The organism is Klebsiella pneumoniae subsp. pneumoniae HS11286 (assembly GCF_000240185.1).
Taxonomy (GTDB): Bacteria; Pseudomonadota; Gammaproteobacteria; order Enterobacterales; family Enterobacteriaceae; genus Klebsiella; species Klebsiella pneumoniae.
Genome location: NC_016845.1, coordinates 5,017,560 through 5,038,409, shown reverse-complemented (window position 1 = coordinate 5,038,409; position 20,850 = coordinate 5,017,560). Strand labels below are relative to the sequence as shown.

Below are 20,850 nucleotides of genomic sequence, written 5' to 3'. Positions count from 1 at the left end.
GGATGAGCAGAACCCGTAAAACGTTGGTTATCATCACAGGAACGATACTATTGCTGATCGTTCTTTTCTTTATCGTGCTGGCCACCTTTGACTGGAACCGGCTGAAGCCGACGATCAATCAGAAAGTGTCCGCCGAACTTAACCGCCCGTTCGCCATCCGCGGCGATCTCGGCGTGGTCTGGGAGCGGCAGCCGGACGAGCGCGGCTGGCGCAGCTGGATCCCGTGGCCCCACGTACACGCGGAGGATATCGTGCTGGGCAACCCGCCGGCCATTCCCCAGGTGACCATGATCCATCTGCCGCGGGTGGAGGCGACCCTTGCCCCGCTGGCGCTGCTGAGCAAAACGGTGTACCTGCCGTGGATCAAGCTGGAGCAGCCCGACGTACGGTTGATCCGCCTGGCGGAAGACAACAATAACTGGACCTTTCAGCTGGCGGGCGATAAGCGTACTTCGGACGACAGCGCGCCCTCCAGCTGGTCCTTTCGCCTCGATAATATTCTCTTTGATCGCGGGACTATCGCCATTGACGACAAGATCACCCGCAGCGATATCACCATCCTCGTCGATCCCCTCGGCAAACCGCTGCCGTTCAGCGAAGTGACCGGCACAAAGGATCGCCATAGCGCGGCGAAACCAGGCGACTATGTCTTTGGTCTGTCGCTGAAGGGCCGCTACAAGGGCCAGCCGGTCACCGGCAACGGGAAAATCGGCGGCATGCTGGCCCTGCGCAGCGCAAGCGCCCCCTTCCCATTGCAGGGCGACTTCCACTCCGGTAACACCCGGGTAGCGTTCAGCGGCACGGTCAGCGACCCGCTCAACGTCGGCGGCATTGACCTGCGGCTAAAATTCGCCGGCGACTCGCTGCGCGATCTCTATGACCTGACCGGCGTGCTGCTGCCGGAGACGCCGTCATTCTCCACCGACGGCCGCCTGCGCGCCGACTTTACGCAAAAAAACCGCATGCGCTTTAACTATCAGAATTTTAACGGCCGAATCGGCGATAGCGACATTCATGGCTCCCTGACCTACACCACCGGCAAGCCGCGGCCGAAACTCAGCGGCGATATGGAGTCGAAGCAGCTGCGTCTGGCGGACCTCGGGCCATTAATCGGCGTCGATTCCGGCAAAGGGACGAAGAAAAGCGCTGCGCGCCAGGCGGATGACCGGCCGCAGCCGGCGGGTAAAGTGCTGCCGGCGGACCGCTTTGAAACCGACAAGTGGCAGGTGATGGATGCCGATGTGCGCTTTAAGGGCCGGAGAATTGAGCACGGCGGCACCCTGCCGATCAGCGATCTGTCGACCCATGTGATTCTGGAGGATGGTGACCTGCGCCTGCAGCCGGTGCGCTTTGGCCTGGCCAACGGGTCGATTGCCGGCAGCGTACACCTGCAGGGTGATAAAAAGCCGCTGCAGGGTGAGGCCAATCTGCAGGCGCGACGCCTGAAGCTGAAGGCGCTGATGCCAAACGTCGAGATGATGCAGAAAACCCTCGGCGAGATGAATGGCGACGTCCAGCTGCGCGGCAGCGGCAACTCGGTGGCGGCCCTGCTCGGCAACAGCAACGGTAACCTGAAGCTGCTGATGAACGACGGACTGATCAGTCGCAACCTGATGGAAATCCTCGGTCTTAACGTCGGTAACTACCTGATCGGCCAGATTTTTGGCGATGAGGAGGTTCGGGTGAACTGCGCCGCGGCCAATATCGACGTAACCAACGGCGTCGCCCGGCCGCAGATTTTTGCCTTCGATACAGAAAACGCGCTGATCAATGTGACCGGGACCGCCAGCTTCGCCTCCGAGCAGCTGGACCTGACCATCGATCCGGAAAGCAAAGGCTTTCGGGTGATCACCCTGCGTTCCCCGCTGTATGTCCGGGGCACCTTTAAATCGCCGCAGGCGGGGGTGAAGGCCGGGCCGCTGATTGTCCGCGGCGCGGTAGCGGCGGCGCTGGCAACCCTGGTGACGCCGGCCGCCGCGCTGCTGGCGCTGATCTCCCCGGCGGAGGGCGATAGCAACCAGTGTCGGACCATTTTGTCGCAGATGAAAAAGTAGAGGAGAGCCCTGACGCCGGGGGCGTCAGGGCGAAGGATCACAACGACTGGTGGCGGGTCTCGTGGGTCAGCAGCAGGGCGATCAGCGTCAGCGCCGCCATCGCCGCCAGATAGGTGCCGACCGCCGCGAGACCGTAGTTACCCTGCAGCCAGGCGGCAATGTACGGCGCGACCGAAGCGCCGAGGATCGACGACACGTTATAGGAGAACGACGCGCCGGTGTAGCGCACTTCCGTCGGGAACAGCTCCGGGAGCAGCGCGCCCATCGGGCCAAAGGTCAGTCCCATCAGGCTTAAGCCCAGCAGCAGGAAGGCGAAGACCAGCAGCGGATTGCCGGAGCCCAGCAGCGGTTTAAAGGCGAACAGGGCGAACAAAATAATCATCGTGGTGATGATAATCATGCTCTTGCGACGACCAAAAGCGTCCGCCAGCAGGCCGGCGACAGGCACCATTACGCCAAAGCCAATCACCGCCATCATCAGCATCCACAGCACTTCGTTACGCGGCAGACCCAGGCCATTCGGCGCCGCGCCGGTGCTGAAGGTCATCGAGTAGACGGTCATGATGTAGAACAGGGTATAAGTGGCCAGCATGATGAAGGTGCCCAGCACCGTCACCCGGACGTGTTTGGTCAACAGGGTACCCAGCGGGATTTTGACCTGTTTTTTCGCCGCCGCCACTTTGGCGAAGACCGGGGTCTCATGCAGCGAGACGCGAACATACAGACCGATGATCACCAGCACCGCAGAGAAGATAAACGGCACGCGCCAGCCCCACTCCATAAACTGCTGGTCGGTCAGCAGCCAGGAGAGCAGCAGGAAGGTGCCGTTGGCGAAGAAGAAGCCGATCGGCGCGCCCAGCTGCGGGAAGGAGCCGTACAGGGCGCGCTTGCGCGCCGGGGCGTTTTCCGTAGCCAGCAGCGCTGCGCCGCCCCATTCCCCGCCGAGGCCAAGGCCCTGACCGAAACGCGCCAGCGCCAGCAGCATCGGCGCGACAATGCCAATGATTTCATAGCCGGGCAGCAGGCCGATCACCACGGTGGAGATCCCCATGGTTAACAGCGAGGCCACGAGGGTGACCTTCCGGCCGACGCGATCGCCGAAGTGGCCAAACAGCGCGGAGCCGATCGGCCGGGCGACGAAGGCGATGGCGAAGGTGGCCAGCGACTGCAGGGTGGCCGCAGCGGCATCGCCCTGCGGGAAAAAGATATGCGGGAAGACGATGACCGCGGCGGTGGCATAGATGTAGAAGTCGAAAAACTCAATGGCGGTGCCAATGAGCGAGGCGACAACAACCTTGTTGCGTGAGTTGACCGGGGCGGTTTCCTGCGTGTTTTCGAGAGTTGTGGCTGTGGCTTGCATAGATCTTTCTTATTTTTGCGCGAACGAAAAGCCATATAGCCACAGCCACAGGGACATTTCAATCTGTAACAAACGCGGAAAATGGGCAAAAAAGAGGCAAAAAGCGGATAATTTTTACACCAGTAAAAATAGTTCTATGAAATGCTTCACACAATTAAAAAGATAGAGAATAAAACCAGTTTTGAGTTAAATAAAAGTTACATGCTGGATTTATCTGCTGAAATCAAGCGCGAGGATGAATTTTGCCTCTTTTATTCATCCTCGCAATACCTCAGCGGTGGGTTTTGCCCGGCATCCGCCGGTCGTCTTTATACTCCGCGGTGGCGATCCACGCGGCGCAGAATAGCGTCAGGCGGGCGAAGAAATAGAAAAAGGCCATCAGCCCCAGCACCGATCCGAACGCCGCCCCGGACGGGGATTTCACCAGCGCCGGCAGCGTCCAGGTCATGACGATTTTTATGATTTCAAAGCCAATCGCCGCGATAAGCGTGCCGCGAAACAGGGCCTTGCGCCGCGGACGATGGCGCGGCAGGCGCCAGAAAATCCAGAAAAAGAGCAGATAGTTGGCAAAAATCGAGATGGCGAGGCCGATTAGCCGCCAGGCGGGTTTCAGCCATTCAATGTTGTCGAGATACAGCGCGGAGATAATCATCTGCTGGGCGGAGCCGGCGACGGAGGTGATGGACAGCGTAATAATCAGCGCCACCAGCAGACCGATCAGCGAGATAAGATCGCGGAAGTACTTGACCCAGATTTTCTCCTCGTCCTGCGGCCGGCGCTCCCAGACGTCGCGCGATTGAGCGCGGATCGCTTCGCGCAGGTTGCCCATCCAGTTAATACCGGAATAGAGGGCGACCAGCAGGCCGACCAGACCGACGGCGGTGCGCTGTTGCACCGCGGTGTTGATGGTGTTTTTCAACGTTGCCGCCAGCGTTGGGTCGCTGACGTTTTGCAGAATTTTGTCGAAAATGTCCTGCAGCAGGGTTGGGTGCCAGGCCAGCACGAAGCCGGCGGCGGCAAAGGAGACCATCAGGATCGGGATCATCGACAGGAACGAGAAATAGGTGATAGCCGCCCCAAACTGATTGCCGAGCCGGTCATTGAAGCGCTCTGCGGCGCGCAACAGATGGGCGATCACCGGGTTGCGCTGCACTTTGGCCGCCGTTCCGGTGACGGTCTTCAGCGCCTGGCTGGCTTTTTGCCCGACGGCGGTGTCATTGAGGGCCTCGAGCGTGCTTTTGCTTTTCTCCGGCTGCGTATCCGGTTCCTGTGGCGGGCGTCGATCGTCGTTTTCCGGCGTCATACGTAATTTCTTCCTTTTTTACAGCGAGATTCAGCAAAAAGTATACCTTAAATGCCGTATCCTGCAGGAATGCCTCTCCCCGCCGCCCGTTTTCCGGCCGCGCCGCTCAATCGACATACGCTTTCATAAGCCCGCCCAGCCACTCCATAAACAGATTTACCCGGCGGGAGAGATTGCGCCGGTGCGGGTAGATCAGCGAGACCGGCAGCGGCTCGGCGCGGTACTGGGGCAGGATCTCAATCAGGTCGCCGGCGCGTAACGCCTCGCGCACGCCGGTGCGTGGCACCTGAATAATCCCCAGCCCGGCGATACAGGCTGCCTGATAGGTTTCCGTACTGTTGACCGTCAATATGCCGCCGGTTTTTACCCAGCGCACCGCGCCGTCGATCATTACCTCAAAGCCGGGGGGACGGACCCCGAGGGTGCTGGCGTAGTGGATCAGGGCATGATCCGCCAGATCCTCCAGGGATTGCGGATAGCCAAAACGCGCCAGATAGTCCGGGCTGGCGCAGTTAATTTGCGTCAGCTTGCCCAGCGGCCGGGCAATCAGCCCTGAGTCTTTGAGCGCGCCGACGCGCACCACGCAGTCAAACCCCTCGCGGATCACGTCCACCAGCCGATCGCTGCTGCTCAGCTCCAGTTCGATGCCCGGATACTGCTGTAAAAAAGTCGGCAGATGCGGGATCACCATTTTTTTAGCAAAACCGACCGGCATATCCACCCGCAGCCGGCCGCTGATGCTCGCCGGATCGTGCTGGAACATGCCGTCCAGTTCGTCGAGGTTGCTCAGCAGATCTTTCGCCCGCTCGTAGTAGACCATCCCATCCTGGGTGAGCTGGACCCGGCGGGTGGTGCGGTGCAGGAGCCGCACGCCAAGATGGCTTTCCAGGGCCTGAATCTGTCGCGAGACGCTTCCCTTAGGTAGCGCCAGGGTCTCGGCGGCGCGGGAGAAGCTCTCCAGGTCCGCTACGCGAATGAATAACTGCATTGCATGAATTTTATCCATGCCGATCGCCTATTGTTGTTGTTAATGAAACAGTAAAACGCAATATAGCGTATTTATTGTTGCATGAGCAGTTAATAAGCTACAACACAATCACAACGCAACCTGAAAGGGGTCTTCTGATGACACAACGTATCGCTTTAGTGACCGGCGGCAGCCGCGGTCTGGGTAAAAACGCCGCGTTGAAGCTGGCGGCAAAGGGAACCGATATTCTTTTGACCTATCACAGCAACCGCCAGGCGGCCCTCGACGTGGTGGCGGAAATAGAGCAAAAAGGGGTCAAAGCGGCAGCATTAGCGCTGAACGTCGGCGATTCCACAACATTTGACGCATTCGCCAGCGAGGTGGCGCAGGTGCTGGCGCAGAAGTGGGGACGCACAACCTTTGATTATTTACTGAACAATGCCGGGATCGGACTCAACGCGCCCTTCGCCGAGACCAGCGAAGCGCAGTTTGACGAGCTGATGAATATCCAGTTCAAAGGGCCGTTTTTCCTGACCCAGCGTCTGCTGCCTCTCCTGCAGGATGGGGGGCGTATCCTCAATGTCTCCAGCGGCCTGGCGCGCTTTGCCCTGCCGGGCTATGCGGCCTACGCCGCGATGAAGGGGGCGATGGAGGTTCTGACCCGCTATCAGGCGAAAGAGCTGGGCGGACGGGGGATATCGGTGAACATCATCGCGCCGGGGGCCATTGAGACCGACTTTGGCGGCGGGGAGGTGCGCGATAACGCCGAGGTGAATCGGCATATCGCCGCCCAGACTGCGCTGGGGCGCGTTGGGCTGCCTGATGATATCGGCGACGCCATCGCCGCCCTGCTCAGCGATGAGCTGGCGTGGATGAACGCGCAGCGTGTGGAAGTCTCGGGTGGGATGTTCCTCTGATCCTGACTGCCCCCAGCCTGTGACCGGCGGTGCGCTACGGCGCATCGCCCTCCCCACGCAGCCGACCGAACAGCCAGTCGTTGTGCCAGCGTCCGTTGAGCCAGTAGTTTTCCCGCAGCTCTCCCTCCAGCCGGAAGCCGGCTTTGAGCAGTAACTGCTTAGACGCCTCGTTGCCGGCGGTGACGCTGGCGGTCAGGCGGCGGACGCCGCCGGTGGTAAAGGCGTAGTCGCACAGCGCGCGCAGCGATTCGTAGCCGTAGCCCCGGCCCTGCGCCGCCGGGGCGAAGAGAAAGCCAACCTCGGCAATGTCGCGCTGATGATGCTGGTAACCGGTCAGGCCGAGCGGGGTATGGGTCAGCCTGTCGCGCACCACCAGGCACAGCCAGTGTTCATCCCCGGGCGTCCACGGCGGCAGCCGCGAATCGAACGCCTCGCGGATGGCCGCCTGCGGTCGGGGATCGGCGACGTAGAGCATGACCTGCGGATCCTGCTGCAGGGAAAGAAAAAACGACCAGTCGTCCAGCTGCAGCGGTGAGCAGCGCAGGCGCGGCGTCAGAAGTTCAGGCATAAGCGTCGTTCCGGGCAGGGCGAATCCTCTGAACATAGCAGGAGAAAGCCGCCGGGAACAGCCCGACTAGGTTGGCTCACCGTACAGGCCAATCAGTCGGCGCACCACGCCGTTGGTCCAGCCAAAGCCATCCTGCAGGGGATACTCCCCGCCGCCGCCCTCATGGGGGACGCCGGTGGCAATATGGTATTTTTCAATCAGCTTGTGATGCTGCTTGTAAAAGTGGTTGACCGTCTGCAGCCAGCTCCAGGCAATCTCATCTCCCAGAGGATCCTGGCCGTAACGTTTAAATCCCTGGATCGCCATCCACTGCAGCGGCGCCCAGCCGTTGGGTTTATCCCACTGCTCACCGCTTTCGTATTCGGTGGCCATGATCCCCCCGGGGGTGAGCAGGCGGGCCCGCACCGCATCGGCAAGGCGTTCTGCCTGTTCGTGGGTCGCCAGGCCGACGTAAAGGGTGACGATACTGGCTGCGGAAAACAGCGCCAGCTGTTCACGGCGCCAGTCATAATCGCGGAAACAGCCGTTCTCATCATCCCACAGATAGCGGTTGACCGCCGCCCGCCGATCCTGGGCCTTCTGGCGGAAGGCCGCCTCCGTCTCGCGATCGCCCTTCAGGCCGGAGAGGTTGGCAATGGTCGTCTCCAGCTTGAACAGGAAGGCGTTCAGGTCGATGGGGATAAACTGCGTCGTGCGGATGCTGGCCAGCCGCGTGATATCCCGCAGCCAGCGGCTGGAGTAGTCCCAGCCGGACGCGGCGCCCGCCCGCAGGTCGCGGTACACTTCATTGGCGGGCCGCCCGGAGTGTCGGGCGGTCTCCACGTCTTCGCGCCACGACTCATCCCGCGGCGTGTCACGGTCGTCCCAGTAGCGATTGAGCAGGGAGCCATCCGGCATACGCACCACGTGGCGATACGCCTGGTGCGGGATCAACGACTCGGCGCCGTCCATCCAGAAGGCGTGCTCCATCTTCAGATGGTCCAGATAGCGCTTCGCGCCGCGCACGCCATCCTCTTCAAAGAGTTCGACCATCAGGGCGAACACCGGCGGCTGCGAGCGGCTGAGGTAGTAGGTGCGGTTGCCGTTCGGAATGTGGCCGTAGGTTTCAATCAGCCAGGCAAAGTTATCGGCCATGCATTTCAGCAAATCTTCCCGGCCGCTCTCCGCCAGCCCCAGCATGGTGAAATAAGAGTCCCAGTAATAGGTTTCGCTAAAGCGACCGCCGGGCACGATGTAGGCCTGCGGCAGCGCCAGTAGCGATGACCACGGGATATGATCCTGAGGCTCGCGGGTCAGCACCGGCCACAGCTTGTCGATGTGTTCTTTCAGGGTCAGGCTGGGGTCGGAGATATAGATGTCGCTCTGGCTCTCCGGCAGCCAGAAGTTGTCCTCAACGAACTGCCGCAGATCGAAGTCGGGCTGGCGTTTGACCTTGCGGTAGTTCCGCAGGATGTCCAGCGGATCGTGTTTCGGCGCGCAGTCGGGGAAGGTTTTGCTGTCCGCGAAAATGCGTGATTTCTGCACGTTGGTAAACAGCTCAAGATAGCGATCCGCCGGGGTGAGGGCATCGGACGCCGGAAGCCCCTCGATCACCTCAGGCTCCGGTTCAGCGTCTATCATCTCATCCAGCTTTAATTCGTACGGATCGGCTTCGTAGCAGGGATCGATGTCGATCCTTAACTCGTCGTCTTCAACGTGGCGTAATTTCTGGCTGAACATAGCGATACGGACCTCCGGATAGCGTGAGTTCGGGGCCGGGCATACCCGGCCTTGTCTATTAAGCGTAGACAGTCGCTTCGGTGAGTGTGAAGCAAACTGTGCGTGAGATCACGCTTTTCCGCCGAGAAGAAAAGCTGCCATTTCAAAGTACGCTGTTGATAAGTAATTAAAAATTGTACATCCTGGCGCAGATGAAATTCGGAGCATTCATTATGCAACAAAATTTTATCCCGGGGCGCTCACTCCCACGCCGCCTCCAGCATCTCCAGCAGCTGTTCGCCGCTCAGGCTGACCGGGTTGGCCTTCATCGATGAGGAGGTGCTGGCGGCCAGCGCCGCCGGTTCCAGCGCATCGCGCGCTACGCCGAGGTCGCGCAGGGTGCCAAGGCCAGCGCGATGGCTCCATTCCCGCAGACTGTCCCAGACCCGATCCACAGGGACGTCCAGCCCGTCGGCCAGCCAGCGGCGGACATCGTTAACGCGCTGGCGCAGGCCAGGGTCGTTGATCTGCGACTCATTGAGCGCCAGGCCAAACGGCAACAAACTGCCGCATAGGGCGCCGTGCGAGGCGCGGCTCAGGCCGCCCAGCGGGCCGGCGAGGCCGTGGATCACCCCCAGCCCGGCGTTCGCCAGCGCCAGTCCGCCGCACAGGCTGACCCAGGCCATCTCGTCGCGGCTGGCCGGACACTCTTGTTCCATCAGGATTTTTAGCGCGCGAATTCCCCGCGGGATCGCCTGCTGGCAGAGAGCATCGGTGAAGGGAGTGGCCCGGCTGCAGAGCCAGGGCTCGATCACCTGGGTCAGGGCGTCGAGGCCGGAGCTCAGGGTGATGCTCCGCGGCGCGTTGTCGGTTAGCGCCGGGTCGACAATCGCCAGGTCAGGCAGCATTCGGTCGTCGCGCAGGCTCACTTTCCGCTGCTGTTCCGGAACGTTGATCACCGCATTTTTGGTGGCCTCCGCGCCCGTGCCAGCGGTGGTGGGGATCGCCACGAACGGCAGGGGACTGGCTTCCAGCTGACGGCCCGTTCCCACCACCTCCAGATAGTCGATCACCGGGCCGGCGGCGGGGACCAGCGCCGCAATCGCCTTACCGGCGTCAATCACCGCGCCGCCGCCGAGGCTGACCACCGCTCTGATCCCTTTCTCGCGCGCCAGCTGGACGCCCTGCTCGATATCGCTAAGCCAGGGTTCGCGACTTATCGCCAGCGTCGTGACCGCAAGCTGCAGCGTCTCCAGCTGCTGGCGGAGAAACGCCGCCCGCTGCGGGCTGGCGCCATGCACCAGCAGGATTGGGCCGCCCTGTTGCGCCAGCCAGGGGGCGGCGCTCTCGGCCTGACCACGGCCAAAACGAATATTTGCAGGCATCAAAACGGTAAAAGGGGTCAACATGTCGGGTTCCTTTTCGGCAAACAGGCTGGAATCAACTATACACATTATCCAGCGCTCTGCCTTGTTGCTGGCTGGCAATAGAGTAGAGTGAATGAACTGTCTTTTATGGCTGAGGAATCGCTGACGATGCTAACAATTCTGGGTAAACGCTCTTCAATCAATGTACGGAAAGTGTTGTGGACCTGCGAGGAAGCCGGGCTGGCGTACCAGCAGGAAGATTACGGCAGCGGATTTAAGCCCCTGGATACGCCTGAGTTTCAGCGTCTGAATCCTAACAGCCTGGTGCCGGTGCTACTGGACGATGACTTCGTGCTCTGGGAGTCGAACAGTATCTGCCGCTATCTGGCGCGCAAAGCGGAGCGCTGGGATCTGCTGCCCGCCGAACCGCAGCCCGCCGCCGAGGTGGAGCACTGGATGGACTGGCAGGCGACCGAGTTTAACACTGCCTGGCGCCATGCTTTTATGGGGCTGGTGCGTAAAGATCCGCGCTTTCAGGATCCGGTGGCGATTAAAGAGAGTATTGCCGCCTGGACCCACTGCGTGCGCATTGTTGAAGCGCAGCTGCAGCGTACCGGGGCGTGGATAGCCGGCGAGCGCTTCACCCTGGCCGATATCGTGCTGGGGCTGTCGGTGCATCGCTGGAAAATGACCCCTTTCGCCCATCCGGAGATGCCAGCCGTGGAGCGCTGGTATATGGCGCTCAATCAGCGCCCGGCGTTTATGCGCCATGGCAATAACGGCGTGGCCTGAGCATAAAAAAAGAAGCCCCCGGGGCTTCTTTTTATCATCCGGCGATCGCGTCTTAGCGCATGGTGACGAACTCTTCTGCCGCCGTCGGGTGAATGGCGACGGTGTTGTCGAAGTCTTTTTTGGTGGCGCCCATCTTCAGGGCCACCGCAAAGCCCTGCAGCATCTCATCCATCCCGAAGCCGATGCCGTGGATGCCGACAATCTTCTCTTCCGGGCCGACGCACACCAGCTTCATGCGGCACGGCTGACGGTGAGAGGTCACGGCGGTATACATCGCGGTGAAGGAAGATTTGTAGACCTTCACGGCGTCGTCGCCGTACTGCTCGCGCGCCTGCGGCTCGGTTAAGCCGACGGTGCCGATTGGCGGATGGCTGAAGACCACGGTCGGGATGTTGCTGTAGTCCAGATGCTCTTCCGGTTTGTTGTTAAACAGGCGTTCGGAGAGACGACGGCCTGCGGCCACGGCGACCGGCGTCAGCTCAACGGCGCCGGTATTATCGCCCACCGCGTAGATGCCCGGCACGTTGGTGTTCTGGAATTTATCAACGATGATGTACCCTTTATCGTTGGTTTTAACGCCCGTTGCCGCCAGATTGAAGTTGTCGGTCGCCGGTTCGCGGCCAATCGCCCAGATCAGGCAGTCAACGGTCTGGCTGCGGCCATCTTCCAGCTCCAGCGTCAGGCTGCCGTCGGCATTCTTCACCACCGCTTTCGGGATCGCATTGGTATGCAGCTGCGGGCCTTCGGCGTTCATCACTTCCACCAGGGTCTCAACGATCAGCGGATCGAAACTGCGCAGCGGCGCGTGTTTGCGCACGAACAGGTGGGTTTCGGCGCCGAGGCCGTTAATCACCCCCGCCAGCTCAACGGCGATATAGCCTGCGCCGACCACCGCCACGCGCTTCGGCAGCGCCGGCAGTTCGAAGAAACCGTCGGAATCAATACCGTATTCGACGCCCGGAATATCCGGGTGGCTCGGCCGGCCGCCGGTGGCGATCAGGATATGGTCAGCGGTGATGATCTCGCCGTTGACTTCCACGGTGTGGGCATCGACAAAGCGCGCGAAGCCTTTGATCACGTCGACTTTATTCTTACCCAGTACGTTGTCGTAAGAGGTATGAATACGGTCGATATAGGCGCTACGGCTGGCGACCAGCTTCTCCCAGTCAAAATGGTTGATGGTGGTATCGAAACCGTAGTCCGGGCCGTAAAGATGAATCGCTTCGCGGATCTGCGCCGCATGCCACATCACCTTTTTCGGCACGCAGCCGACGTTGACGCAGGTGCCGCCCAGCTCTTTGGCTTCAATCAGCGCGCACTTCTGGCCGTACATGGCCGCGCGGTTAATTGAGGCGATACCGCCGCTACCGCCGCCGATGGCGAGGTAATCATAATGTTTGCTCATGCCCATATGTCCTTAATCGTTGATTGCCGCGATTGTAGCGCGAGGCTTAAAAGGTTCCACCGATGGTTGCGATTACTCCGGTACGATCCAGCTGACGGTGGCGTGGCCGGTGCCGGTCGGAACCAGTTTACTGTGCAGCCACGGCAGCACGTTATTCATCTGCTGCTCCAGCTTCCACGGCGGGTTGATGACGATCATCCCGGAGGCGGTCATGCCGCGCTGGTCGCTGTCCGGACGCACCGCTAGCTCAATCTGCAGGATTTTGCGAATGCCGGTGGCTTCTAACTCTTTGATCATGCGTTTGATTTGCGCGCGCAGCACCACCGGGTACCACAGGGCGTAGGTGCCGGTGGCGAAGCGTTTGTAGCCTTCGTTAATCCCGGTGACCACCGCCTGATAGTCGGTTTTAATTTCGTACGGCGGGTCGATCAGAATCAAACCGCGGCGCGATACCGGCGGCAGCTTGGCTTTCAGCTGCTGGTAGCCATCGGCTTTATCGACGCGCGCGCGGCTGTCTTTCTGGAATTCAGCGCGCAGCAGCGGGAAGTCGCTCGGGTGCAGCTCGGTCATCTGCAGGCTGTCCTGCTCGCGCAGCAGCTGGCGGGCAATCAGCGGCGAGCCCGGGTAGTAGCGCAGCTGGCCGTTACGGTTGAAGTGTTCTACGACCGAAATATACGGCTCCAGCTCTGCCGGCAGGTCGTCCTGCTGCCAGATGCGGGCGATGCCTTCAAGATACTCGCCGGTACGTTCGGCGTGCTCGCCGCTCAGCTGATAGCGGCCCGCGCCGGCGTGAGTGTCCAGGTAGAGAAACGGTTTTTCTTTCTCTTTCAGTGATTCAATGATCAGGCTCTGAACGGTGTGTTTGAGGACGTCGGCGTGGTTGCCTGCGTGAAAGCTGTGGCGATAACTGAGCATGGATGCAGAGATTCCGGGAAGTAAACAAGTTAACCGATAGTTTACCGCAGATCGGCCGAGATTACCGCTGCGCCGCCGCGCTGTTTCATTTCTGCTAAAAGCGTTGCAAAACATAACGCTGTCATAAAAACGTCAAACGGCCGCGCTAGTGTCGGGTACAGGCAAGGTAATTATTTGAATAAAAGGAAAAATAATGAAAAGGCAACTCTCGCTGCTGGCCGTCGCGCTGCTGCTGGCGCAACCGGTTCTGGCTAAAGACATCCCGCTGAACAGGGCGGCGGCCCTCGCCAATAGCGTGACGCCGGCTGCCTCCAGCCAGGCGTATGACGATCTTGAGCAACAGGCGCTGGCGCAGCTACGCCACGCTCTGCAGGGGGATGCCGCCACGCTGACCCGCGATCGGCTGGCGCACACCAAACAAAACCAAACTCAGGCCGATACCGCCTGGCTGAAGGCCAGCGGCTATGACTTCCAGACCCGGGCCAACCAGCAGGCGGGCATTGCGCTGCTGTCGGCGTTCAGTACCCTGCCGGAGACCGTCGTGAAGCAGAATCTGGCGACAGTGACCGCCATCAATCGCGACGCCGTGCAGACCACGCGCCGTCAGGCGCTGGCCGATGCGGAAGGCATTAGCTACCTCTACTTCCTCAGCGACGCGCTGGGGCCACGCCTTGGCAAAGCGTTTCTGACCGCCTATGACCAGGGCGCGCTGGGGAAAGCGGCAGCGTTGATCAAAGCCTCGGAGGTCAGCACCGGCGAGGCGAAAAAGCACTTCAACAATCCGCGGCCGTTTCTGGTGCAGGGCAACACCATTCACCTGGTGCCTGACGATGTGGTGGTGAAAGATAACCAGCCCTACACCGCCGACGGCGGCTCGTTCCCCAGCGGCCACACCAACACCGGCTATACCGATGCGCTGCTGCTGGCGGCGATGATCCCGGAGCGCTACGACGCGCTGGTGGCGCGCGGCGCCCGCTATGGCTTCTCGCGCATCGTGCTGGGCGTCCACTACCCGCTGGACGTGATCGGCTCGCGAATGGTGGCCGAGCGCAACGTGGCCCACTATCTTAACGATCCGCACTACCGGGTATTATTTAACGAAGCCCGCGATCAGCTGCGCGCCGCGCTGGCGAAGGCCTGCGGCACATCGCTTGCCGAGTGCGCGAAGAGCAGCGTGAAAGACGATCCCTGGCGCGATCCGGCGATGCGTGATTTCTCTCGCTTCACCATGACCTACGATCTGCCGCAGCAGAAGGGTCCGCAGCCGCGTTTACAGGTGCCGGAGGGGGCGGAAGTGCTGCTGGAAGATGCCCTGCCGCATCTGTCAGCTGCCCAGCGTCGGGCGCTGATGGTCAACACCGCGCTGCCGGCGGGTTACCCGCTATCCGGCGCCACCCCCGAACAGCAATTCTGGCAGCGGCTGAATCTGTCGGCGGCCTGGGAGATGGCGCAAAAAAGGCATTAATGTGGTTTCCGGCACGCTGCACTGCGTGTCGCGCTTTTCCGGCAACGGGCGGACTTATCGCAGCAATACCCAGGCTGACGCACCGCCCGTCATTGAAATTCCCCCAACTATCCCCCATTCTAGATCTCATGCATAAGCGCCGGACGCGCGCTTCATTCACCCTTTTCAACAGGACAGCGCATATGACCAATCCATTATTGACGCCTTTCTCCCTGCCGCCTTTTTCTGCGATCAAACCAGAGCACGTGGTCCCTGCGGTCACCAAAGCGCTGGAGGATTGCCGGGCCGCGGTGGAAAGCGCGGTGGCGCATGGCGCGCCGTATAGCTGGGAAAATCTTTGCCAGCCGCTGGCGGAAGTGGACGATGTGCTGGGACGCATCTTCTCGCCTGTCAGCCATCTGAATTCGGTTAAAAACAGCCCTGAACTGCGTGAGGCCTACGAACAGACGCTGCCGCTGCTCTCCGAGTACAGCACCTGGGTCGGCCAGCATGAAGGCCTGTATAAAGCCTACCGCGACCTGCGCGATGGCGATAACTACGCCACGCTGAATACCGCGCAGAAAAAAGCGGTTGATAACGCGCTGCGCGATTTTGAATTATCCGGGATTGGCCTGCCGCCGGAGGCGCAGAAACGCTACGGTGAAATCGCCGCGCGCCTCTCTGAGCTGGGCAACCAGTACAGCAACAACGTCCTCGACGCCACCATGGGCTGGAACAAGCTGGTGACCGATGTCGCCGATCTGGCCGGCATGCCGGAAAGCGCGCTGGCCGCCGCTCAGGCTCAGGCGCAGGCCAAAGAGCAGGAAGGGTATCTGCTGACCCTGGATATTCCGAGCTATCTGCCGGTGATGACCTACTGCGATAACCAGGCGCTGCGCGAAGAGATGTATCGCGCCTATTCCACCCGCGCCTCCGATCAGGGCCCGAACGCCGGGAAATGGGATAACAGCCCGGTGATGGCGGAGATCCTCGCCCTGCGTCACGAGCTGGCGCAGCTGTTGGGCTTTGACAGCTATGCGTATAAATCCCTCGCCACCAAAATGGCGAAGGATCCGCAGCAGGTGCTCGACTTTCTCACCGACCTGGCAAAACGCGCCCGTCCGCAGGGCGAAAAAGAGCTGGCCCAGCTGCGCGCCTTCGCCAAAGCCGAGTTTGGCGTCGATGAGCTGCAGCCGTGGGACATTGCCTACTACAGCGAAAAACAGAAGCAGCACCTCTACAGCATCAGTGATGAGCAGCTGCGCCCCTATTTCCCGGAAAACAAAGCCGTTAGCGGCCTGTTTGAAGTGGTTAAGCGCATTTACGGTATTACCGCTAAAGAGCGTACCGATGTCGATGTGTGGCATCCGGAAGTGCGCTTCTTCGAGCTGTATGACGAACACAACGAGCTGCGCGGCAGCTTCTATCTCGACCTGTATGCCCGCGAACATAAGCGCGGGGGGGCGTGGATGGACGACTGCGTCGGCCAGATGCGTAAACTGGATGGTTCCCTGCAGAAGCCGGTCGCCTACCTGACCTGTAACTTCAACCGCCCGGTCAACGGCAAGCCGGCGCTGTTCACCCATGACGAAGTGATCACCCTGTTCCACGAGTTCGGCCACGGTCTGCACCATATGCTGACCCGCATCGACACCGCCGGGGTTTCCGGCATCAGCGGGGTGCCGTGGGATGCGGTCGAGCTGCCGAGCCAGTTTATGGAGAACTGGTGCTGGGAGCCGGAAGCGCTGGCGTTTATCTCCGGCCATTATGAAACCGGTGAACCGCTGCCGCAGGAGCTGCTGGAGAAAATGCTGGCGGCGAAAAACTACCAGGCGGCGATGTTTATTCTGCGCCAGCTGGAGTTCGGCCTGTTCGATTTCCGCCTGCATGCGGAGTACAAACCGGAGCAGGGGGCGAAAATCCTTGAGACCCTGGCCGAGATTAAAAAGCAGGTCGCCGTGGTGCCGGGGCCGACCTGGGGCCGCTTCCCGCACGCCTTCAGCCACATCTTCGCTGGCGGCTATGCGGCAGGTTACTACAGCTACCTGTGGGCCGACGTGCTGGCGGCAGACGCCTTCTCACGCTTCGAAGAAGAGGGGATTTTCAACCGTGAAACCGGTCAGTCGTTCCTCGACAATATCCTGAGCCGCGGCGGTTCCGAAGAGCCGATGGAGCTGTTCAAACGCTTCCGCGGGCGCGAGCCGCAGCTGGACGCGATGCTGGAGCATTACGGGATCAAAGGCTGATTGCTACGTGAAGATCTGCTTAATTGATGAAACAGGCGCCGGTGACGGCGCCTTATCTGTTTTAGCCGCCCGCTGGGGGCTGGAGCAGGATGACGATAACCCGATGGCGCTGGCGCTGACGACGGAGCATCTGGAGCTACGCAAGCGCGATGAGCCCAAGCTTGGCGGCATCTTCGTCGATTTCGTCGGCGGGGCGATGGCCCACCGGCGCAAGTTTGGCGGCGGCCGCGGCGAAGCGGTGGCTAAAGCGGTGGGTATTAAAGGCGATTACCTGCCGGATGTCGTCGATGCGACGGCCGGGCTGGGACGCGATGCCTTTGTGCTGGCGTCAGTCGGCTGTCGCGTGCGGATGCTGGAGCGTAATCCGGTGGTCGCCGCGCTGCTCGATGATGGCCTGGCGCGCGGCTATGCTGACGCGGAAATCGGCGGCTGGCTGCAGGAGCGGCTGCAGCTGATCCACGCCTCCAGCCTGACGGCGTTAACCGATATCACCCCGCGCCCGCAGGTGGTGTACCTCGATCCGATGTTCCCGCATAAGCAGAAAAGCGCGCTGGTGAAGAAAGAGATGCGCGTCTTTCAGTCGCTGGTGGGGCCGGATTTAGACGCCGATGGCCTGCTGGCCCCGGCGCGCCAGCTGGCGACCAAGCGGGTGGTGGTGAAGCGCCCGGATTATGCGCCGCCGCTGGCGGAAGTCGCCACGCCGAATGCGGTGGTGACCAAAGGGCATCGGTTTGATATTTACGCCGGTACGCCGGAGTAATATTACGCCGTGGTGGTATCTCCCGGATAGCGGCGCAACGCGCCTTATCCGGGCTACCGAATCGTCGCCCGGCTCAGCGTAGCGCAAGCCGGGAACCACAATATCTGAACAAACGGCGCCAGTGCGGATCGGCCATCTCAAACGGTTATTCGGCGCTGGCCGGGGTATTAATCATCCGGTTCAGCCACGGCACCATCAGCGCCATTACCACCGTGACGCCCAGCGTCACCAGGCCAATTTTACTGAACACATTGGTGTAGACCGGCAGGGTCTGCAGCGGGTCGGTGATGTTTTCCGGCACCGCGGTAAAGGTCGCCACATAGCCGCCCAGCAGGAAAGCGGCGGCCTGGGTCAGAAACCACATCCCCAGAATAAAGCCCATCAGATGCTGCGGCACCAGCGCGGCAACCATCGCCAGCCCCAGAGCGCTGATTAACAGTTCGCCCAGACTCTGGAACAGATAAACCAGCACAATAAACCACGGCGAGGTTAACCCCTGGGCGTCGGCGAACCACATCCCGGCCGCCGCGGCGGTCAGGAAGCCCAGCGCGCAGAGGAACATCCCGAGGGTAAATTTCACCGGCATGGTCAGGTCTTTACCCTTATGACCGAGATGGGTGTAGATCGCCGCCAGCACCGGGCTGGCGACCACTACCCAGAAGGGATTCAGCGCCTGGAAGCTGACCGGGTTGATGGTAAAGCCAAGGATCTCATGATGGACGTTGTTGATGGCGAAGAAGTTCAGCGAGGTCGGCATCTGGGCATACAGAATGTAAAACAGCACCGCCTCGATCATCAGAATAAAGGCGACGAACATTTTGTTGCGTCCAGTTTTATCGAGGCGAAACGCCTCACGGAAAAAGAACGCAATAACCACGACCGACAGAACAATCAGCACCAGGTTGGCGATCATCACGTTATGCATCAGCCAGGCGCAGAGAAAAATCATTACCACCGTACCGGCCAGCACCAGCGCCAGATTGCGTAGGCTGAGGGGGCGATGATCCGGCTCGGAGCCAATATCTTTCACCATCCCGCGGCAGGCGAAGTAGACCAGCAGCGCGATAATCAGCCCCGCGCCGCACAGGTTATAGGTTACCGCGTAGCCAAATTTTTCGGCGATCACCGGCGCCAGCGACAGCGACAGCAGCGAACCGATGTTTATCGACATATAGAACAGGGTAAATGCCCCGTCGAGACGGGCATCCTTCGGCGGATAGCATTTGGAGAGCAGGCTCGCCGGGTTGGCTTTAAACAAACCGTTGCCGACGGCGATGGTGCCGAGAGCGATAAAGATCAGCTGCGGTTTCAGCAGCGACATCCCGGTCATAAAGTAGCCGATAGCCAGCACAATGGCGCCGAGCACCAGCGTGCGTTTGGTCCCCAGCAAATGGTCGCCCACGTAGCCGCCGATGGAGATCAGCCCGTAAACCAGCGCCGCGAAGGCGCCGAAGGTGATAAAGGCCTGTTCCTGAGAGAAGCCCAGCTGTTTAACAAAGAAGACCGCCAGGATCCCCTGAACGCCGTAATAGCCAAAACGTTCCCAGAGCTCCACAAAGAAGATCATAAAGAACGGACGAGGTTGCTGCAGCAAGCCCGTAGGTGCAGTTGTATTCATATTCCTTCGCCTTGTATTACTTTCCCAAAAAGTATGAACGCGTATGCCAGAACGCGCCGAAAATGTCTGATAACTCGCCATGCTGCGGTTATTGGCTTATGGAATAGATTATTATATAGATATTTCGCCGAATAACTGGTTGATCACACTAATTGAATGGCGATTTTATGGATTGAAGTTCTGCCGCATGGCGAGGGAAAGCGAAAATAAAAAACGCCCGCATCGGCGGGCGTATTGCGCGGATAAAACGAGACGGTTATTCGTCTTCTTCGTCGCGCAGCGGGACGATCAGCATGTCGACATGAACGGTGTTAATCAGCTGGCGGGCAGAGGACATCAGCTTGCTCCAGAAGTCCTGATGATGGCCGCAGACCACCAGGTCCATATCGTATTTTTTAATCGCATCGACCAGCACCTGGCCAAGGTCGCCGCTGCCGCTCAGGGTCTCGGTGATGGGATAGCCTGCGTTGGTCGAGAGCTCGGTCAGCGCGTGATGGGTCTCTTCGGAGATGCGTTTTTGCATGTCGCCGAGGTTAACGTCAATCAGCCCGGTGTAGAGGTCGGAGTAATTCACATCCACATGGATCAGGGAGACTTTCGCGTTATACGGGCGGGCCATAGAAACGGCTTTTTCAACCAGTACTTTACTCTCCGGGGACAGGTCTACTGCAATCAGAATATGTTTGTAAGCCATAGTGTTACTCCTTCCATAAGTTTGTCGATGACCATTGGACCTGACAGCTGGCGCTGCCGTTTCGCCCGCGTCCTGCGTGCTACATTCGCGGGAGGGTAGCCTTTAAGGACTTCATTGTAGAAGATATTTCCTACCTTATAGCGCCCCCCGCACTCCGTCAATGCACTGGGTTCACCTAAAAGTTAAACAAATTTATCCGTCTTACGTATTGATAACGAATAACCTTGTGGTAAAAAAATTAATGGATCTCCTACACTATTTAATGAGCCGGTCGGAAAAATAAATGTGATCGGAATCGCACTCTTTACGGTATCGTCGTGGGTTATTTGGGGAGCGGTAGCCGCGGAGGTTTTCTCCGTAGGCGGGTCGCCGGGGAGGAGGTATGATCAGCACTATTGCGCTGTTTTGGGCCCTGTGTGTCGTTTGTGTGGTGAATATGGCACGCTACTTCTCATCGTTGCGTGCATTATTGGTGGTGCTACGTGGTTGCGATCCCTTGCTCTATCAGTATGTTGATGGCGGCGGCTTTTTTACCTCGCACGGGCAGCCCAGCAAACAGATGCGGCTGGTGTGGTATATCTATGCCCAGCGCTACCGTGACCATCACGATGATGAATTTATTCGTCGCTGCGAACGTGTTCGTCGCCAGTTTATCCTGACCAGCGCCCTGTGCGGCCTGGTGGTGGTGAGCCTGATTGCGCTGATGATCTGGCACTAACGTTTCAGAATAAAAAAACGGGCC

At 59.9% G+C, this 20,850-nt stretch carries 17 protein-coding genes; 7 read left to right on the top strand and 10 right to left on the bottom strand.

Annotated features, from left to right (window positions below):
* The first annotated feature begins 2 nt into the window (after positions 1–2).
* Positions 3–2,054: an AsmA family protein gene (locus KPHS_50300; RefSeq protein ID YP_005229330.1), complete on the top strand. Its 2,052-nt coding sequence runs from the start codon at positions 3–5 to the stop codon at positions 2,052–2,054.
* Between the two features lie 37 nt (positions 2,055–2,091).
* Here the strand turns inward: KPHS_50300 and KPHS_50290 are convergent, their stop codons facing one another.
* The 3 genes from KPHS_50290 to KPHS_50270 all read right to left on the bottom strand — a co-directional run bounded on the left by KPHS_50290 (position 2,092) and on the right by KPHS_50270 (position 5,723).
* Positions 2,092–3,414 (bottom strand): metabolite/H+ symporter, major facilitator superfamily (MFS), encoded by a 1,323-nt coding sequence (locus KPHS_50290; RefSeq protein ID YP_005229329.1) that lies wholly within the window; start codon positions 3,412–3,414, stop codon positions 2,092–2,094.
* Between the two features lie 271 nt (positions 3,415–3,685).
* A complete protein-coding gene (locus KPHS_50280) occupies positions 3,686–4,717 on the bottom strand; it encodes an inner membrane protein YhjD (RefSeq protein ID YP_005229328.1) in 1,032 nt (343 codons plus the stop codon).
* 106 nt (positions 4,718–4,823) lie between these two features.
* A complete protein-coding gene (locus KPHS_50270) occupies positions 4,824–5,723 on the bottom strand; it encodes a putative LysR-family transcriptional regulator (RefSeq protein ID YP_005229327.1) in 900 nt (299 codons plus the stop codon).
* Positions 5,724–5,842: 119 nt separating this feature from the next.
* Between KPHS_50270 and KPHS_50260 the strand changes: the two genes are divergently transcribed.
* A complete protein-coding gene (locus KPHS_50260) occupies positions 5,843–6,601 on the top strand; it encodes an oxidoreductase (RefSeq protein YP_005229326.1) in 759 nt (252 codons plus the stop codon).
* A gap of 34 nt (positions 6,602–6,635) precedes the next feature.
* Here KPHS_50260 and KPHS_50250 read toward each other — a convergent pair whose 3' ends face one another.
* The 3 genes from KPHS_50250 to KPHS_50230 all read right to left on the bottom strand — a co-directional run bounded on the left by KPHS_50250 (position 6,636) and on the right by KPHS_50230 (position 10,276).
* Positions 6,636–7,169 carry a putative acetyltransferase gene (locus KPHS_50250; RefSeq protein ID YP_005229325.1) on the bottom strand — a complete coding sequence of 178 codons (534 nt, stop codon included), beginning with the start codon at positions 7,167–7,169 and terminating at the stop codon, positions 6,636–6,638.
* A 66-nt stretch (positions 7,170–7,235) separates the two neighbouring features.
* A complete protein-coding gene (locus KPHS_50240) occupies positions 7,236–8,888 on the bottom strand; it encodes a cytoplasmic trehalase (RefSeq protein YP_005229324.1) in 1,653 nt (550 codons plus the stop codon).
* Between the two features lie 239 nt (positions 8,889–9,127).
* The gene (locus KPHS_50230; RefSeq protein ID YP_005229323.1) at positions 9,128–10,276 is read right to left on the bottom strand and encodes a putative iron-containing alcohol dehydrogenase; all 1,149 of its coding nucleotides are present in this window, start codon (positions 10,274–10,276) and stop codon (positions 9,128–9,130) included.
* 87 nt (positions 10,277–10,363) lie between these two features.
* Between KPHS_50230 and KPHS_50220 the strand changes: the two genes are divergently transcribed.
* Positions 10,364–11,026, top strand: a complete 663-nt coding sequence (locus tag KPHS_50220; protein ID YP_005229322.1) for a putative glutathione S-transferase — start codon at positions 10,364–10,366, stop codon at positions 11,024–11,026.
* A 52-nt stretch (positions 11,027–11,078) separates the two neighbouring features.
* Here KPHS_50220 and KPHS_50210 read toward each other — a convergent pair whose 3' ends face one another.
* Both KPHS_50210 and KPHS_50200 read right to left on the bottom strand, forming a co-directional pair.
* Positions 11,079–12,431: a glutathione-disulfide reductase gene (locus KPHS_50210; RefSeq protein YP_005229321.1), complete on the bottom strand. Its 1,353-nt coding sequence runs from the start codon at positions 12,429–12,431 to the stop codon at positions 11,079–11,081.
* Positions 12,432–12,503: 72 nt separating this feature from the next.
* Complete coding sequence (locus KPHS_50200) at positions 12,504–13,346, bottom strand: 23S rRNA (adenine(2030)-N(6))-methyltransferase RlmJ (RefSeq protein ID YP_005229320.1); 843 nt, start codon at positions 13,344–13,346, stop codon at positions 12,504–12,506.
* Between the two features lie 193 nt (positions 13,347–13,539).
* Here KPHS_50200 and KPHS_50190 point away from each other — a divergent pair, with 193 nt between their 5' ends.
* The 3 genes from KPHS_50190 (at position 13,540) to KPHS_50170 (ending at position 17,796) form a co-directional block, all read left to right on the top strand.
* Positions 13,540–14,811, top strand: coding sequence for a putative phosphatase (locus KPHS_50190; RefSeq protein ID YP_005229319.1), 1,272 nt, complete (start codon positions 13,540–13,542; stop codon positions 14,809–14,811).
* Between the two features lie 182 nt (positions 14,812–14,993).
* Complete coding sequence (locus tag KPHS_50180) at positions 14,994–17,036, top strand: oligopeptidase A (RefSeq protein YP_005229318.1); 2,043 nt, start codon at positions 14,994–14,996, stop codon at positions 17,034–17,036.
* A gap of 7 nt (positions 17,037–17,043) precedes the next feature.
* Positions 17,044–17,796, top strand: coding sequence for a 16S rRNA (guanine(1516)-N(2))-methyltransferase RsmJ (locus tag KPHS_50170; RefSeq protein ID YP_005229317.1), 753 nt, complete (start codon positions 17,044–17,046; stop codon positions 17,794–17,796).
* A 145-nt stretch (positions 17,797–17,941) separates the two neighbouring features.
* Here the strand turns inward: KPHS_50170 and KPHS_50160 are convergent, their stop codons facing one another.
* Positions 17,942–19,390 carry an amino acid/peptide transporter gene (locus KPHS_50160; protein ID YP_005229316.1) on the bottom strand — a complete coding sequence of 483 codons (1,449 nt, stop codon included), beginning with the start codon at positions 19,388–19,390 and terminating at the stop codon, positions 17,942–17,944.
* Between the two features lie 280 nt (positions 19,391–19,670).
* The gene (locus KPHS_50150) at positions 19,671–20,108 is read right to left on the bottom strand and encodes a universal stress protein A (protein ID YP_005229315.1); all 438 of its coding nucleotides are present in this window, start codon (positions 20,106–20,108) and stop codon (positions 19,671–19,673) included.
* Positions 20,109–20,604: 496 nt separating this feature from the next.
* Between KPHS_50150 and KPHS_50140 the strand changes: the two genes are divergently transcribed.
* Positions 20,605–20,826, top strand: a complete 222-nt coding sequence (locus KPHS_50140) for a universal stress protein UspB (protein ID YP_005229314.1) — start codon at positions 20,605–20,607, stop codon at positions 20,824–20,826.
* Positions 20,827–20,850 lie beyond the last annotated feature (24 nt).

What these genes read in the sequence shown, in the direction of transcription:
- KPHS_50300 (YP_005229330.1), top strand. Translation starts at nt 3, where the DNA reads ATGAGCAGAACCCGTAAAACGTTGGTTATCATCACAGGAACGATACTA.
- KPHS_50290 (YP_005229329.1), bottom strand. Translation starts at nt 3,414, where the DNA reads ATGCAAGCCACAGCCACAACTCTCGAAAACACGCAGGAAACCGCCCCG.
- KPHS_50280 (YP_005229328.1), bottom strand. Translation starts at nt 4,717, where the DNA reads ATGACGCCGGAAAACGACGATCGACGCCCGCCACAGGAACCGGATACG.
- KPHS_50270 (YP_005229327.1), bottom strand. Translation starts at nt 5,723, where the DNA reads ATGGATAAAATTCATGCAATGCAGTTATTCATTCGCGTAGCGGACCTG.
- KPHS_50260 (YP_005229326.1), top strand. Translation starts at nt 5,843, where the DNA reads ATGACACAACGTATCGCTTTAGTGACCGGCGGCAGCCGCGGTCTGGGT.
- KPHS_50250 (YP_005229325.1), bottom strand. Translation starts at nt 7,169, where the DNA reads ATGCCTGAACTTCTGACGCCGCGCCTGCGCTGCTCACCGCTGCAGCTG.
- KPHS_50240 (YP_005229324.1), bottom strand. Translation starts at nt 8,888, where the DNA reads ATGTTCAGCCAGAAATTACGCCACGTTGAAGACGACGAGTTAAGGATC.
- KPHS_50230 (YP_005229323.1), bottom strand. Translation starts at nt 10,276, where the DNA reads ATGTTGACCCCTTTTACCGTTTTGATGCCTGCAAATATTCGTTTTGGC.
- KPHS_50210 (YP_005229321.1), bottom strand. Translation starts at nt 12,431, where the DNA reads ATGAGCAAACATTATGATTACCTCGCCATCGGCGGCGGTAGCGGCGGT.
- KPHS_50200 (YP_005229320.1), bottom strand. Translation starts at nt 13,346, where the DNA reads ATGCTCAGTTATCGCCACAGCTTTCACGCAGGCAACCACGCCGACGTC.
- KPHS_50190 (YP_005229319.1), top strand. Translation starts at nt 13,540, where the DNA reads ATGAAAAGGCAACTCTCGCTGCTGGCCGTCGCGCTGCTGCTGGCGCAA.
- KPHS_50180 (YP_005229318.1), top strand. Translation starts at nt 14,994, where the DNA reads ATGACCAATCCATTATTGACGCCTTTCTCCCTGCCGCCTTTTTCTGCG.
- KPHS_50150 (YP_005229315.1), bottom strand. Translation starts at nt 20,108, where the DNA reads ATGGCTTACAAACATATTCTGATTGCAGTAGACCTGTCCCCGGAGAGT.